1 pseudogene is annotated in these 232 nt (G+C 63.8%); it reads right to left on the bottom strand.

The features are described from left to right. Positions 1 to 232 (bottom strand): annotated as a pseudogene (locus tag RTW80_RS30980) (hypothetical protein); the annotation flags it as partial.

The following is a 232-nucleotide window of genomic DNA, read 5'->3' as shown; positions in this document are numbered from 1 at the left end:
GAACAATCGGCTATCAACGTGCTATCCATCAGGTAGTTACGGCTCGCCGCCGCCGGGTCGATATCGATCTGCACCCGCGGGGAAGGCAGCTCAAGCGTCCAGGATCGGGTTTCGTTGCTGCGCAGGCGAGAACCGGCCACCAGCGTAAAATCACACTGCGCAATCAGCGCCTCCACCGACGGCGAGTTGTGGAACGCGCGAAGGCTGGCGCGGTGGCTGTCCGGCAGCACGC

The organism is Escherichia sp. AM3, assembly GCF_032029835.1.
Taxonomy (GTDB): domain Bacteria; phylum Pseudomonadota; class Gammaproteobacteria; order Enterobacterales; family Enterobacteriaceae; genus Escherichia; species Escherichia coli.
This window is presented reverse-complemented; position numbering and strand designations above follow the sequence as displayed.